Source organism: Paenarthrobacter sp. NPDC057355 (assembly GCF_042667405.1).
Classification (GTDB): Bacteria; Actinomycetota; Actinomycetes; order Actinomycetales; family Micrococcaceae; genus Arthrobacter.
In genome coordinates this window covers 38972-53160 of the sequence record NZ_JBHVAL010000014.1, presented here as the reverse complement: position 1 = coordinate 53160, position 14189 = coordinate 38972, and the positions used below count along the sequence as shown (strand labels likewise).

15 protein-coding genes are annotated in these 14189 nt (G+C 61.8%); 10 read left to right on the top strand and 5 right to left on the bottom strand.

The genetic code is table 11. The annotated features are described in order from the left end of the window. Positions 1-538: 538 nt before the first annotated feature. Positions 539-1273, bottom strand: coding sequence for an NUDIX domain-containing protein (locus tag ACFUOZ_RS15175; RefSeq protein ID WP_377549568.1), 735 nt, complete (start codon positions 1271-1273; stop codon positions 539-541). A 107-nt stretch (positions 1274-1380) separates the two neighbouring features. Here ACFUOZ_RS15175 and ACFUOZ_RS15170 point away from each other — a divergent pair, with 107 nt between their 5' ends. From ACFUOZ_RS15170 to ggt, 4 genes are all read left to right on the top strand, one after another. After that, a complete protein-coding gene (locus tag ACFUOZ_RS15170) occupies positions 1381-2397 on the top strand; it encodes an SPFH domain-containing protein (RefSeq protein WP_377549566.1) in 1017 nt (338 codons plus the stop codon). Between the two features lie 9 nt (positions 2398-2406). Continuing rightward, a complete protein-coding gene (locus ACFUOZ_RS15165; RefSeq protein WP_377549564.1) occupies positions 2407-3309 on the top strand; it encodes a hypothetical protein in 903 nt (300 codons plus the stop codon). 172 nt (positions 3310-3481) lie between these two features. Beyond that, the gene (locus tag ACFUOZ_RS15160) at positions 3482-4426 is read left to right on the top strand and encodes a hypothetical protein (RefSeq protein WP_377549562.1); all 945 of its coding nucleotides are present in this window, start codon (positions 3482-3484) and stop codon (positions 4424-4426) included. Positions 4427-4534: 108 nt separating this feature from the next. Further along, positions 4535-6391 (top strand): gamma-glutamyltransferase, encoded by a 1857-nt coding sequence (gene ggt / locus ACFUOZ_RS15155; protein ID WP_377549560.1) that lies wholly within the window; start codon positions 4535-4537, stop codon positions 6389-6391. Positions 6392-6442: 51 nt separating this feature from the next. Here the strand turns inward: ggt and ACFUOZ_RS15150 are convergent, their stop codons facing one another. Together ACFUOZ_RS15150 and ACFUOZ_RS15145 are read right to left on the bottom strand one after the other, a co-directional pair. Continuing rightward, on the bottom strand, positions 6443-6625 hold the full coding sequence (locus tag ACFUOZ_RS15150; protein ID WP_377549558.1) for a hypothetical protein: 183 nt from the start codon (positions 6623-6625) through the stop codon (positions 6443-6445). Next, positions 6622-7380, bottom strand: a complete 759-nt coding sequence (locus ACFUOZ_RS15145) for a class I SAM-dependent methyltransferase (protein ID WP_377549556.1) — start codon at positions 7378-7380, stop codon at positions 6622-6624. The genes ACFUOZ_RS15150 and ACFUOZ_RS15145 overlap by 4 nt, the downstream gene beginning before the upstream one ends. Before the next feature lie 396 nt (positions 7381-7776). On the opposite strand from ACFUOZ_RS15145, the gene ACFUOZ_RS15140 reads away from it, so the two are divergent. The 6 genes from ACFUOZ_RS15140 (at position 7777) to ACFUOZ_RS15115 (ending at position 12179) form a co-directional block, all read left to right on the top strand. Further along, the gene (locus ACFUOZ_RS15140) at positions 7777-8166 is read left to right on the top strand and encodes a hypothetical protein (RefSeq protein WP_377549555.1); all 390 of its coding nucleotides are present in this window, start codon (positions 7777-7779) and stop codon (positions 8164-8166) included. 140 nt (positions 8167-8306) lie between these two features. Continuing rightward, positions 8307-8747: a hypothetical protein gene (locus ACFUOZ_RS15135; protein ID WP_377549553.1), complete on the top strand. Its 441-nt coding sequence runs from the start codon at positions 8307-8309 to the stop codon at positions 8745-8747. A gap of 130 nt (positions 8748-8877) precedes the next feature. After that, a complete protein-coding gene (locus ACFUOZ_RS15130; protein ID WP_377549551.1) occupies positions 8878-9261 on the top strand; it encodes a DUF1304 family protein in 384 nt (127 codons plus the stop codon). A gap of 78 nt (positions 9262-9339) precedes the next feature. Next, on the top strand, positions 9340-9834 hold the full coding sequence (locus ACFUOZ_RS15125) for a hypothetical protein (RefSeq protein WP_377549549.1): 495 nt from the start codon (positions 9340-9342) through the stop codon (positions 9832-9834). 155 nt (positions 9835-9989) lie between these two features. Then, positions 9990-10712: a hypothetical protein gene (locus tag ACFUOZ_RS15120; protein WP_262276100.1), complete on the top strand. Its 723-nt coding sequence runs from the start codon at positions 9990-9992 to the stop codon at positions 10710-10712. Positions 10713-11120: 408 nt separating this feature from the next. Next, positions 11121-12179 (top strand): YhcG family protein, encoded by a 1059-nt coding sequence (locus ACFUOZ_RS15115; protein WP_377549547.1) that lies wholly within the window; start codon positions 11121-11123, stop codon positions 12177-12179. A gap of 12 nt (positions 12180-12191) precedes the next feature. On the opposite strand, the gene ACFUOZ_RS15110 is transcribed toward ACFUOZ_RS15115, so the two are convergent. Together ACFUOZ_RS15110 and ACFUOZ_RS15105 are read right to left on the bottom strand one after the other, a co-directional pair. Next, entirely contained in the window at positions 12192-13442 is a 1251-nt protein-coding gene (locus ACFUOZ_RS15110; protein ID WP_377549545.1) for a Gfo/Idh/MocA family protein, read from the bottom strand. Between the two features lie 3 nt (positions 13443-13445). Beyond that, on the bottom strand, positions 13446-14189 hold the full coding sequence (locus ACFUOZ_RS15105; protein ID WP_377549543.1) for a ThuA domain-containing protein: 744 nt from the start codon (positions 14187-14189) through the stop codon (positions 13446-13448).

Sequence of the window (14189 nt, the reverse complement as noted above, 5' to 3'; positions counted from 1 at the left end):
CAATAAGTGCCAGCACCAGCAGGATAATTCCTACCCAGAGCAGGAAACTAAGGGCCTGGTTGAGACCGCCTACAAGAAGCAAGATGATCGCGATTACACCTGCGATTATGAGGAGTGTGTTCATTGAGCTACGCATCCCTTTCAATAACTGTTTGTCTATTCAGGAAGGCGTCCGCTGGTACCCCACACCATGTGGAGCGCCACCCATGCCAACGGGCACCGGTTGGAGAAATTCATCTCCCTATTTTTTACGTACCCCGTGGAAAAGGATCCAAACGAATCTTTCCCTTCGGCGGTGCGTTCATAGCATCATGATAAGCGCGCATCCTCCTTTGGCGTAGTAGTTCGTCAGGAAACTTACTACCGTTTCGCGGCGCCTGTCCAGCACCCGCTTCCCGGCGTGTTCCGGCCCGACTCGCGGGACAGGGTGCGCAGGACACGAACGAGCGGCACCCCACCCCCACCGGGGAGTTTTTGTACAGATAACGCCCCTAAGAGCGGCTCTTAAGGGCGTTATCTGTACAAAAACTCCAATGGGTTAGGGGCGGGGGCGCATCAGCGGGGGGTTCAGCACCGCTCGGATGGGGTGGCCCGCCGTCGGACGAGCTTCGGGAGCGAGCCTGAACAGCGCCGCCGGGCGTCCGGCGTCGCCCGTTGTCATCCGGCCGGTGTCCTCCAGGAAGCCGGGCGTCCCGGTCGCCTTTCGATGGAAGTTGCGCGGGTCCAGGCGGGTGCCCCAGACAGCTTCGTACACGGCGCGGAGCTGGGCGATGGTGAATTCCTCGCCGCAAAAGGCTGCCCCCAGAGGTGAGTATTCGAGCTTGGACTTGGCCCGCTCCAGGGCGTCTTCGAGGATTCGCAAGTGGTCGAAGGCCAACTCCACCTGCCCGTTGAGAACTTCGCGGACCGGATACCAGGCCGCCTGCTCGGCGTCGCTGCCGGCGGCCAGCACCGGAAAGTCGGGCGCAAGCAGCAGGTGCGCGACAGTGAGCACATCCCCGCGGGGGTCGCGCCCCTTGGGCCCGTAGCTCCCCAACTGCTCGAGGTGCCCAGGCAAGCGCTCGACGCCGGTCTCCTCCGCAAGTTCCCGGCCAGCCGCCTCCAGCAGGTCCTCGCCCGCGAGGACGAAGCCGCCGGGCAGTGCGAGTTTGCCGCGGAACGGCTCGATGAGGCGCGTGATGAGCAGGACGTTCAGCTCGCCGTCGCGCACGGTAAGGGCGACGACGTCGACAGTCACCGGAAAGCGCTCGGGCGCCGGATGGGTTTCTGGCATGAAGCAATCGTAGGGGAATTATCGTCATATTGACAATAAGGCTCAGAGCTGCCTAGAGTTTGGTTATCGTCAAGTTGACGATAACCAAACTCTAAGAGGAGAAAATCATGGCAACCATCAAGCGCTACCCCTGGATCAGCCACTTCCTTGGCAGCCCCACCGGCTACGTCGTCCACCTGCAAAAGGGCGCGGTGAAGCACCAAGGAGTCGGCCAGGCATTCTTCTTCCGCCCCGCAAACTCAGTCCTCAGCGAAGTCCCGGTGGACGACCAGGAACTGCCCACCCTCTTCCACGCCATCACCCGGGATCACCAGGACGTCAGCGTCCAGGCCAACGTGACCTACCGCTTCATCGACCCCGTTGCGGTCTCCACCCGCCTCGACTTCGGACTTCAGACCGCAGGAAGGGCCCCAGCGACCGGACGCGAACAGGTGTCCACCATCATCGGCCAGCTGTGCCAGAGCCACGCGATCGACCAGATCGCCACCACCACCCTGGCCGAGGCATTGGAACGCGGAGTCAGCCAACTTCGAGCTGTCCTGACCGATGCACTCCGCGCCGACGCAAGGCTCCAGTCAACCGGTATTGAGATCCTCGGCGTTCAGGTTCTCGCTGTGCGACCCGAAGCCGATGTGGAACGGGCCCTGCAGACCCCCGTCCGCGAACAGCTCCAAGCCGAAGCGGACCGGGCCGTGTACGAAAGGCGGGCAGTCGCCGTCGAACGTGAACGGACCATCTCTGAGAACGAAATGGCGAGCCAGATCGAACTGGCCGTCCGCCGCGAGAACCTGGTGGCGCAGGAAGGAGCAAACGCCCGCCGTGCCGCCGAGGAGAAGGCAGCTGCCGGGCTGATCGAAGCGCAAGGATCCGCTGAACGGCAGGGAATCGGCGCCGCCGCGGAAGCCAACCAGATCCGCCTGGTGGGCGAAGCAGCAGCCGCCCGCGAAGCCGCCACCATGGAGGTCTACCGCGGCATGGACCAAACCACCCTGCTGGCCTTGGCCCTCAAGGACGCAGCCGGAAGCCTGCCGAACATCGGGAACCTAACGATCACCCCGGACCTGCTCAGCGGAGCACTCGCCGGGCTGTTCAAGGACACCGCCACCGCCGAAACCAGCAAGTAAGGTCACACCATGGCAACCCCGCGCATCGTCATCGTCCACCGGCGGACCGAGCTCCAGGAACTGCTGGACCGGCACGCCACCCGGGGTCAGGCGGAGTTCTTCCTCCGCACCCGCGGCCGCAGCATCCAGGACGTGCAGGACCGACACGACCGCCTCACCGAAGCCCTCGCGGCAGTGCGGTCATCCGTGCCGTCGGATTGGCGCCAGGCCGAAGTGGAACGCGCGGACCTCAGCCGCTTCCTGCTGACGGATGAAGACATCATCGCCGTCGTTGGGCAGGACGGCCTGGTGGCGAACGTAGCCAAGTATCTGAAAGGCCAGCCTGTGATCGGCATCGATCCGGAGCCCGGAGCGAACCCCGGCGTGCTGGTGCGGCACACCCCTGCCGCGGCTGCAGCCCTTCTGGCTTCCGCCGACGTCGGACGGCTGCGCTGCCAGGACCTCACCACCGTGACGGCAACGCTCGACGACGGTCAGCAGCTTTCGGCCCTGAACGAGGTTTTCGTCGGGCACGCCTCGCACCAGTCGGCCAAGTACACCCTGACTGCGCCGAGTTTCACCCAAGCCGGCGGACAGACCGAGCGGCAGTCGTCGTCGGGCCTGATTGTTTCCACCGGGACGGGCGCTACGGGATGGTGCGCTTCCATTGCCCTTGAACGCGGCGGACGGGCCTTGCCCGCACCCACTGATCCCCGGCTCGCGTGGTTTGTCCGCGAGGCATGGCCATCTCCGGTTACGGGAGCTTCGTTGACCGAGGGTGTGCTGGAAGTAGGCGAAACGCTGCGGATCACCGTCGCATCAGACCAACTGGTGGTCTTCGGCGATGGCATGGAGGAGGACCGGCTGACGGCTTCGTGGGGGCAGGAGATCACGGTGCAGTTGGGGCAGAGGGCGCTTCGGTTGGTGGTTTGATTCACCACCCTGGCCTGAAATGAAGTGGGCAGCGAGCAACGCACTCAATCCGAGAAATGAAGTAGCATCAATAGTGCAATGGGCAGTAGCCCTGCGAAGCGGGTCTGGCAGTCTTCCGGATGGTATGACGAGCTGGACCTGCGGTATTTAACGCAGCCACCAAGGAGCTTCCGTGAGCCACGCCCACCACGTAACAGAGCAGGTGCCGGCGTCGAAACACCGCCCGGCCAGGGCGGGCTTCCAAGCCGCGGTCGCGTTGTTGATCGGTACCCTTGCCGGCGCGCTCGGCCTGCTCCCCTGGTGGATTACCGGCGCTAAGCTGCCGCTGCAGAACCTCTGGGCCTCCCCTGTCATGCCGGAGCAGATGCCTCTGGCGCTACTGCCCCTGAGTCAATACGAGATCCTCGCCCTGATCGCGCTCCTGACCACTGGTGGCGCGCTTGCGGGCCTGGCGGTGCGGCTTTGGAACCCCGGTCACCGAACCATTGCGACGTGGTGCGCGATTGGCGGTGTCCTGATGGTCCAGGTGGTGGCAACGGTCCAATCATTCTCAGTGCTCAAGGATGGTCTCGCGGGTGGGAAGCTGACCGACTTCTACTACTTCGGCCTGCTTGCTGGAGCCATCTCCTCGATCATCGCCGGCATGGTGGCGCTCCTCCTGGTTGCAGCAAAGTCTCGCGCCACCGCTGCACTGGGCGTTGGTCTAGTGGTCGTCCCCGTCACATCCTGGGCGGTGCAGTGGGTCATCGGCGTTGCGGGGCGAAGCAACATGCCCCTCGAGGTGCCGACCATAGCCCACTGGGTTCCCGCCGTGCTGGTGGGTTGCGCGCTGGCTTGGTGCGGCCTCAAACCCGCCGTCCGCATCATCGTCTGGGTCCTGAACCTCGCGTTCCTTTGGGTGATCCCCGCCGTCTTCACTGCGGTCCAGTCGGTGTTGGCGACCCGCGCGATCGCCGGGGACATCCCCGAGATGCTGTCCATGGGTCGCTCGGTTCTCACCGCCGCATTGGGGCCCGACGGCGGTGCCTGGCAAACGCTGTTGCTCGCCGTGGGCATTGGGCTGGCTGGTGCAGGCATCAGAGCGATCGCAGCGCGGAAGATCTCCAGCCAGCCCTAAAGTGCCCGCACTGCTTCAAGAATCAACCTTTGTCCCTCGCAGAACCCCCGGGGTAGGGTGGCCGAACCGTTCGCCACATCATCGTCTGGGAAAATTCTGGGAGAAACCATGACTCATGTGAGACGTCAGCTGGCTGCTGTCACGGCAGCCTTCGCACTGGGCGCAACAAGCCTGGGCATTGCCGGTCCGGCTTTCGCTGATCCCCGTCAAACGGAGAAAACAGCCACGGCCACCGGCTATGGCGGCGCCGTGAGCACCGTGGATCCCGAAGCGTCCGCGGCCGCCGTCGAGGTTCTGAAGAAGGGCGGCAACGCTGCCGATGCCGCCGTTGCTGCCGCGGCAACCCTTGGCGTCACCGAACCATACAGCGCGGGCATTGGCGGCGGCGGCTACTTCGTTTTCTACGACGCCAAGACCGGCCAGGTCGGAACCATCGATGGCCGGGAAACCGCTCCGGCCGGGATGCCGAACGATGCCTTCATCGACCCAAGCACCGGCAAGCCGTACCCCTTCACGCCCCAACTTGTGACCAGCGGCGTATCCGTCGGTGTCCCCGGCACCCCGGCTACGTGGGAACGCGCCCTGGAACGCTGGGGAACGCTGAGTCTGGGAGATGCGCTAAAGCCCGCCATCAAGGTGGCAACCCGTGGTTTCGTGGTGGACGAAACCTTCCGGAACCAGACCAAGGACAACCAAGCCCGGTTCAGCAATTTCACTTCCACCAAGGATCTGTTCCTTCCCGGTGGTGACGCTCCCGCCGTCGGAAGCGTCTTCCAGAACCACGATCTCGCGGCGACCTATCGGCTGCTTGCCAAGGAAGGCACCGACGCCTTCTACGGCGGCCCCCTTGCGGGCGAGATCGCCAAAACTGTGCAGGCGCCGCCTAAAGTTGCCAAACCGGCCCTGCCCGTTCCCGTTGGATTCATGACATCCCAGGACCTGGCGGATTACAAGGTCGTGGATCAAGACCCCACGCACATGAATTACCGCGGCTATGACGTCTACGGCATGGCCCCATCCAGCAGCGGCGGAACCACAGTTGGCGAAGCCTTGAACATCCTGGAGCCGTTCAATCTCTCCGAGATGAAGCCGACTGACGCGCTGCACCACTACTTTGAAGCCAGTTCGTTGGCCTTCGCCGATCGCGGCAAATATGTCGGCGACCCCGCTTTTGTGCAGGTTCCCACCAACGCACTCCTGGACCCGGACTTCGGCAAGGAACGCTCCTGCTTGATTAATCCCACTACGGCGGCCGCCAAGCCTGTCCTTCCCGGCGACGTCGCGGATTACGACGGCGCGTGCCCGACTTCGCCAGCGCCACTCGCCAAGGAATCCGATACCGAGAACATCTCCACGACCAACCTCACCGTTGCGGATAAGTGGGGAAACGTGGTGGAGTACACGTTGACTATCGAGCAGACGGGCGGGTCCGGAATCGTTGTTCCCGGCCGTGGGTTCCTTCTGAACAACGAGCTGACGGACTTCAGCACGGTTTACGACGCCGCTGATCCCAACCGAATCCAACCCGGCAAACGGCCGCGGTCCTCCATGTCGCCGACCATCATCCTGGATAAGGGCAAGCCCTTCCTGGCGCTCGGCTCTCCTGGTGGTTCGACCATCATCACGACTGTCCTGCAGACCATCATCAACCGCGTGGACTTGGGCATGACGGTCTCCGAGGCCCTCGCGGCTCCGCGTGCTGCACCCAGGAACGGCACCACAGTTAGCTCGGAACCGGCGTTCATTGATGCCTATGGCCCGGCGCTGGAGGTGAAGGGCCACAAGCTGATGCCTGCGGGTGATGCTTTCACCTCGGCGGCTGAGATCGGTGCGGCGACCGCCATTGAATTTGGCGACGGCGGGAAGCTCACCGCGGTTGCCGAGCCGACCCGCCGGGGAGGGGGCTCGGCGATGGTTGTCTCAGACGATGGACGGGGTCCCGGAAAAGGTCCGAAGCCCAAATAGCGTTTTGCCTGGAAAGCGCACTTCGTTACCGTAAAGCGGACCGCGGCGACCTCAGCCGCGGTCCGCACTGCGTTCCAACTTGGAGCGCCAGTAGGCCGTGCAGGCAGCGATGGCGCAGATGACGCCCGTGATGAGCGACCACAAGGAATCACTGGCGCCTGAGATGAAGACATAGAGGGCGTAAAAGCTCAGAACCATGGCCAGTAACAACCAGCTCAGCGATGTGTTGCTCATGATCGGTCCTCAGCTTGTGCCGTCTCTTGGCTCGGGGCGCACACCCAGAGGTTAAGTTCTTTGATTCCGGTATTTTGGACGCTCACCTTGACGGGCCGGCGCTCCAGGATCCGGAGGCCCTCGGCGGTTAGCTCTTCTTCAATCAGTTCGGTGCTGACGAATGCGATATCACTGGTGCAGGCCGAGGACCTGTACGTTCCGTGCTCGTTGAAGCTGATGTGGCTCATGCTCACGTGCCGGGCACCATTCATGGAATCCCGGCTTTCAAGGGTTATGACAAAGGAATCCTCACCCAACTGTGAAATTGTGGCGCCGCTTGTTTCCGGTCCGTGGCGGTGGTCCGCATTAACCACGGTCATCAGAAAACGGCCGCCCACCGACAAGCACCGGTTCACCGTGCGGAACAACGTTCTCCTGCTGTCCGGCTCGAGAAGCGTGATGTAACTGGCCCCGAGAACTGCACACCCAAAGACCCCGTCCGGTTGCGGCGCTGGCGGGTTCACCTCCTGAGTGGAGGCTTCCCTCCCCAGGAGACTTAGCCCCTCTGAGAGCAGGCCAAAGCCGGGCGCCAACTCAAGGATTGGCCCGGAGGTCTCCCGCACGGCAGCCAGGATCCCGGGAAGCTCAATCGGGTGGTTTGCGATGAGCTGATCGTAAAGCCGGATTCCATGGCTCTTCATGTGAGCCTGGGGCAGGCCCGCCCCTTCCAACGTCTGCAGGACGGCGTCGGTGGCTCGCTCTGGTGTGGTTGTCATCTATGGCACTCCCCCAAGTGTTGCGCTGGTACTTGTTCCTTGAACGACCCTACGGGCGGTTTTGGTCACCACAGTGCGGATTCGGAAAACTAGGTGGTGAATCGGGCCAATCTAGGGGTTGTTTGGCCTCATCTAGGTGGTGAAGAGGCTTCGTCTAGGTGGTGGGTTGCGGGTGAACTCGGCATCGCCTGCCGCCTCTTTTGGCGGCCCTGATACCGTTTCACCACCTAGTCAGTTCCAAACACCACTCATTTTTGGCGCGTTTTGGCGTCGGGAGCACCTAGATGCGGCCTAACCGGCACTCATTTCCTATTTTTTGCTCACGAGTGCAGTTTCGGTGGTGCATCCTGCAGAGAGGGAGTTTCTTGAGGTGGCAGAGGCCGGAAAGCACAAGAGGTGATCAAGACGCGAAATCGTAGAAACAACTACTGGTTAACCTTGGCTGCTTGTTACGGGCTGACAATCGGCGTTGCCACAACCATAGCCATGCCTTGGCTGTTGATCGTGGGCGGCGTTTTCATTTTCTTTCCGCTCGTTGTTGGTTACCTATTTGGTCAGATTGGCATCGGCGTCCGAGGGAACGTGATGCGTGACAGCCCCGCGATCACCCTACCGGCCGCTGCATTCTCATTGATTGCCATACTGCTGCGCGACTCGCCGGTCGCTGGCTGGGCTGGTCCCCTTCTGGGACTGGCCAGCTTCGCCGGAATGTATCTCTGCCTGCGACGTTATGGCTACTTTCATGCGCCCGAAAAGAAAACTTCTACGGATCAGAAAGCACTATGAAATCGTTTACGTGGGCAAGCGCCACAGAAGGTGGCCCTGAAACCAACAAAGTCGCTGTCCTACTGCCTGGTTCCGGCTATCCGGTGGAAGGGCCGGTTCTATTCTGGATCGGTGAAATGCTAGGTTCCTTGGGATGGCACGTGCAGGCCGTTCAGTGGACTCCCGAAGACTCACTTGGCGCCAATCCTCACGAGTTCGCGGCCATGGCCGTTGAGCAAGCCTTCGCAGCAGCACCTGAAGCGCGTAAGCGTCTGATAGTGGCAAAGTCGTTCAGCACTTTGTGCATTCCTTGGGCTGAAGAAAACCTGACTCCGGGCATCTGGTTGACACCTCTACTCACCGACGCCCGGGTGAGAAGCACGATCGCGGCGACGTCGAAGACCGACCTCTTTATCGGCGGCTCACTGGACAAGCTTTGGGACGGGGGCCGCGTATCCGAGACCGCTGGTACCTTCCTTGAAGTGCCGGGAGCAGATCATTCCTTGCAGATTCGAAACGATTGGCGCGCTTCCCAAAAAGCGCAATCCGAGATGTTCGAGAAGGTTGAGGAGTTTGTTTTGGCTCTCTTCCCGTTGATCTAGCGCGTCAGGTAGAACTCGCGAGCCCACCTGACCGGGTTCTTCGAGCAGCCAGACTCTTGAACGTCTTCGTGCGTGAAGCGTACTCTGCCCACAGAAGCGTCGGTTTGGGGGATGAGCCTAGGAGCGCAGCATGAACTTGCTGAGCCAAATACTCGCGGGATCCACCGGACTGGCGCTCATAAGCGTCGGCATCTTGGAGATCTTCTTCCATGGCGATCAACGCTTCCACAGGATCTTTCTGATTCGACCTGAAGATGTGCGAGCTGCACGGATGTGGGCCATGAACGTAGGCGCCTACAACGTCACCTTCGGCGTGGGAATCGCCGTCGGGCTCTTGATGGTGAATTTCTCAGACAATCCCAGCAGCGGCTCGGCAATAGTCATCTTCTGTTGCGCTTGTCATGTATTCCTGGGGTTCTGGCTGTGGGTTACAGAGAAACGCCTCCTGATCAGTGCCATTGGGCAAGCGCTGTTCCCTGCGCTTGTGATCGTCTTCTACATTCTTTTTCATTAGTTGGGATGCCGTCCTGGGATGCGAAAGGGTGTGCCATGTTCGCAACGTGCTCGGGAATGGCTATGACGTAGGATCGCCGTGAGTGCGCAGCTAAAAGCCGAAATTCCGGCACCGGTATTGGGGGAAGAGGTCAGGATGTTCGGTTCGAAGAAGAAGCTCAATAGTCTGGTGGAGCTGCTTAGGCCCGATCTGAGTCGCGAGTCGCTCGGCGTCGGACCCAACTTTCCCGGCGTCGCCCCCAATCCGCTCCTGAGTAACCAAGCACGGAAGCGCAACACAGAACTGCGCACTGGGACGCTGGCGCTCGGCGTTCTCGTCGACTGGCGTGAGGTGAACAGCAACCCACGCGTTGTCCTGATGCTCGATGTGGAAACCGCAGACGGCATCTCGTTCCGCGGTATCGCAGACGAAAGCTTAACGATCACGGCTCTCACCCGGCTCTCCCCGGGGCAGACGCTGCCGGTGCGTTACCGGCCGGCCGTCATGGACCACTACGTCGCCCTTGCACTGGACGCGGACCCCACGCAGGTGCAGCAGCTCTCTGAGCAAATCGCGAGACGCAAGCGGGCCTGACGTTAAGCGCAAAACCGCCAAGGGAAGAGCCGGGACACACTGTGGGGGCGCACGTCTCCGGCAACCCAGCGAGCGCTGCCGTACGAAAGCGACCGATAGTCTTATCTCAGCTGGGAATCCCCGGCAGTAAATGCAGACCCAATGGGGGAAATAGAGTGAAGAAGTTTGCGCTGCAGAGCGTCGGAATATCGGCGTTGGTAGTGATGGCACTGACCGGATGTGGTGGGTCAACGGGCTCCACGAATAGCGCTTCGCCGGAGGCTACGGCGTCACCCACGCCCACCGCCGCCAAGCAGTACACCAACGACGAGCTCGTTGAACTCGTCAAGCAGATCAAGCCGAAGTCGGGCAAGGAATTGACCGTGGCTTCCAGCGAGGAACTCGCCCAGGAGAACCCCATCAAGGCGCTCATGAGCATGTTCACCATTGAACCGGCGGAGTGCAAGGACCTTGCAACGCTGGGCGGAACTGAAACCCTCGCCGGTTCGACAACAGCCGCCGGTGCAGATCTGGACGCTGCATCAGGGGTCATGACAATGGTGACCCTGACGTCCGGACTCGAGAAGCAGAAGCTCCAGGACAGCATCGACAAGAGCGGCGCCGAGGTTGAGAAGTGCTCGAAGATGACACTTTCCATGTCCGGTCAGTCGATGAACGTCTCCACTGAAAAGTTCGACGGCATCAATGCAGTTCCCGGAACCGTGGCCTACAAGACGGAAATGTCCACGGCCAGCGGTTCGGCACAAACCACCTACATGGCTTACGCCATCAAGGATGGGGTGCTGATTTCCGCAACGGCGTCCGGCAAGGGCGCTGAAGCCAACGGCGTTGCCACGGCCAACGACCTCATGCAGCAGGCCGCAGCCCTGGTTAAGTAGCAGTACCGCAGGCTCAGGGCCGCGACCTTTAGGGGTCGCGGCCCTTGCTGGTTAACTGACGGCAACCCGTTTCCCGAACCTCCGTCACCACACCGGTTCCGCTCCGGCTCTTCGACGGCGGCCAGCACCCGCTGGATCTGCAGCCCGTCGTCGAACGACGGCGACGACTCGCTTCCTTCGCGAACGGCAAGGAGGCAGTCGCGAACCTGGCATTTGCTGCGGCCGGCGGCTGACGGACGCGCGCAAGCCGTTTCATGAACACAAGCAACGGGCACTGACCGGCTGAACCGTTATTGTGCAGAGCTGCTTTGCACAATTACGGTCCGAGGCTCGTCACATTGTTGCGGTAGCCGGCCGGCTCATCGCTGGGCGCGACATTTTGTCGGTGGGTGAGGCTAAGTTTCCACCATGAAGCCCATTGAGCCCGAGCTGCCAGGTCCATACGATGAAGTCCTTACTTCGTTGAAGGAACAAGTACGAACCGCACAAAGCCGCGCTCAACGTGTTGTTAACGTGGCGATGCTGAGGCTGTATTGGGGCATCGGGCGCACAATCCTGGATCGGCAAACCACGCAACCGTGGGGAACCAAAGTGCTAGATCGTCTAGCCGGCGACCTGCGGAGCGAATTCCCCCACATGCGAGGCTTCTCCCGACGCAATCTCTTCTACATGAGGGCCTTCGCCGCAGCTTGGGATTGGCCAGATGCAGGAGTGCAAAGCAGCTTTGCACAATTGCCGTGGGGCCACATCATCGAATTACTCAAGCTCAAAGACCCCGCACAGCGGGACTGGTATGCCACACAGGCTGCGTTGCATGGTTGGACGCTCCCCGTACTGGAACACCAGGTCCTAACGCGTCTAGACAAACGCATGGGGAATGCGCCGAACAATCTCGAAGATCGCCTACCTGGCGACGGCATAGGTCTTGCCGCAGACCTAGCCAAGGACCCGCTGGTCCTGGATTTTCTTGGGCTGACAAAGGAGGCTGAGGAGCTTGCGATCGAAGAGGCTATGACATTGCGGATGTCGCAGACACTGGCGGAGTTCGGACGTGGCTTTGCATTCTACGGACGCCAGTTCCATCTAGACCTTGACGGAGAAGATTTCTACATTGACCTTCTGTTGGTTCACGTACCGACAAACCGCTTCGTCGTTGTTGAACTGAAATCAGGTAAGTTCCGGCCGGAACACCTAGGCCAACTGAATTTCTATGTAGCGGCCATAAATGACGTGGTGCGGTTCCCCGGTATGGCGCCGACTGTGGGGATCCTCGTTTGCGGCTCAAAGCACGAACGGACGGTCCGCTACGCCCTTGACGGGTCGTCTCAGCCCATAGCGGTCAGCTCCTATACTTATGACGCGTTGCCGGCCCAGGAACAGGCATCGCTACCATCGCCCGAGGCTATCGATACTGCCCTAGCACAAGGCTTTGTGTCCGAGGAGCCGGCTGACGAAAGGGGCAACTGATCGTGATGGACTCTACTTGGTTGCAGTTGTGAAAGCGTACTGATACTTGCCGGGTTCAGCGAAGGCAGCCACCCCCGTCACCACACTCCGGTTCCGCGCCGACTCTTCGACGGCGGCCAGCACCCGCTGGACCTGCAGCCCGTCATCGAACGACGGCGACGGCGACTCACCATCGCGGATGGCGCACAGGAAGTCCCGGATCTGGTGCGTGAACGTGTGCTCCCAGCCGATGATGTGCCCCTGCGGCCACCATGCCTCGAGGTACGGGTGTTCAGGCTCGTTGACCAGGATCCGCCGAAAACCCTGCTCCCGCACGGGCAGCGTAGCGTCCAGGAAGCCGAGCTCGTTCAGGTTTTCCAGATCAAACGTCAGCGAACCCAAAGACCCATAGATCTCAATTTTCAAAGAATTCTTCTGGCCCGTAGCCACCCGTGACGCTTCCACCGACGCACTGAGGCCGCCGGTCAGCCCCAAAGTGGCCCACGCGGCGTCGTCCACTGTCACCTTCTCAAGGCCCGACGGACCTGGCCGTTCGGCCACAAAAGTCCGCAGCGTCCCGGTCACCTCGGTGACCGTCTGCCCGGTGAGGTACTGAACCTGGTCAATGGCGTGCGAAGCGATGTCGCCAAGGGCCCCGGAGCCGGCGGTCTCCTTCCGGAGCCGCCAGCTCATGGGGGTTTCGACGTCAGACAGCCAGTCCTGCAGGTAGGCGGCACGCACGTGCCGCACGGTTCCGAGACGGCCTTCGGCGATCAGTTCGCGGGCCAAGGCGAGCGCCGGGACCCGCCGGTAGTTGAACCCGACCATCGACTGCACGCCCTGCTCACGAGCAGACGCTGCGGCAGTAACCATCAGCTCAGCCTCTTCCAGCGTGTTGGCCAGCGGCTTCTCCACGAGCACGTGCTTCCCGGCTTCCAGCGCGGCGATAGCGATCTCCGCGTGCATCCAACCCGGAGCGCAGATGTCCACGATGTCGATGTCGTCCCGCGCGATTACGGAACGCCAGTCGGTCGCCGATTCGGCCCAGCCGTACTTGGCGGCGGCCTCGGCCACCGCCGAGGCGTCCCGGCCGACCAGGACGCGCTGCTCGAAGGCCGGGACGTCGAAGAAGCTGGCCACATTCCGCCACGCATTCGAGTGGGCCTTCCCCATGAACGCATAGCCAATAGCGGCCACGCCCAAGGGACGGTCAGTGCCCAGGGGACGGCCGGTAGACACAGGACGGCCAGTGGACAACGGACGGCTGGTAGGAGAAGTGGTCATGGCCTAGGCGAACCAGTCCCGGGCAGGGTTGGAGACCTCGGGCGCCTCGCGGAAGATACCCGGCTGCGCCACCCAGCCAACACCGTTGGCGATGACCTTCTGGATCTGCGGCTGGTGGTACACGGGGTATTCCTGGTCGCCGGGGCTGAAGTAGAAGATCCTGCCCTTGCCGCGCGAGAACGTCACGCCGGAGCGGAACACCTCTCCCCCGGTGAACGAGCTGATGAAGATCAGGTCGTCGGGCTCAGGGATGTCGAACAGTTCCCCGTACATTTCCTGCTGCGGAATCACGATGGGGCTCTCAATCCCGGCCGCGATCGGGTGCGACGGCTTGACCGTCCACACCAGCTCGCGTTCGCCTTCGTTACGCCACTTCAGCGAGCACGTGGTCCCCAGCAAGCGGGTGAAGATCTTGGCGAAGTGCCCGGAGTGGAGCACCACCAGGCCCATGCCGCCGAGCACATGCCGCTGCACGCGCTCCACTACTTCGTCGGCAACGTCCTCATGGGCAATGTGGCCCCACCAGAGCAGCACGTCAGTCTGCGCCAGGACTTCCTCGGACAAGCCGTGTTCCGGGTCAGCCAACGTTGCCGTGGCGATTTCGGAGTCCGGGTAGAAGCCGCGCAACCCGCTTGCGATGGCGCCGTGGATCCCTTCCGGGTACATGTCGCCGATCGTGGCGGGCTCGTTGCGTGCCTCGTGGACGCCTTCGTTCCAGACAACAATTTTCAACTTGGACTCGGTCAT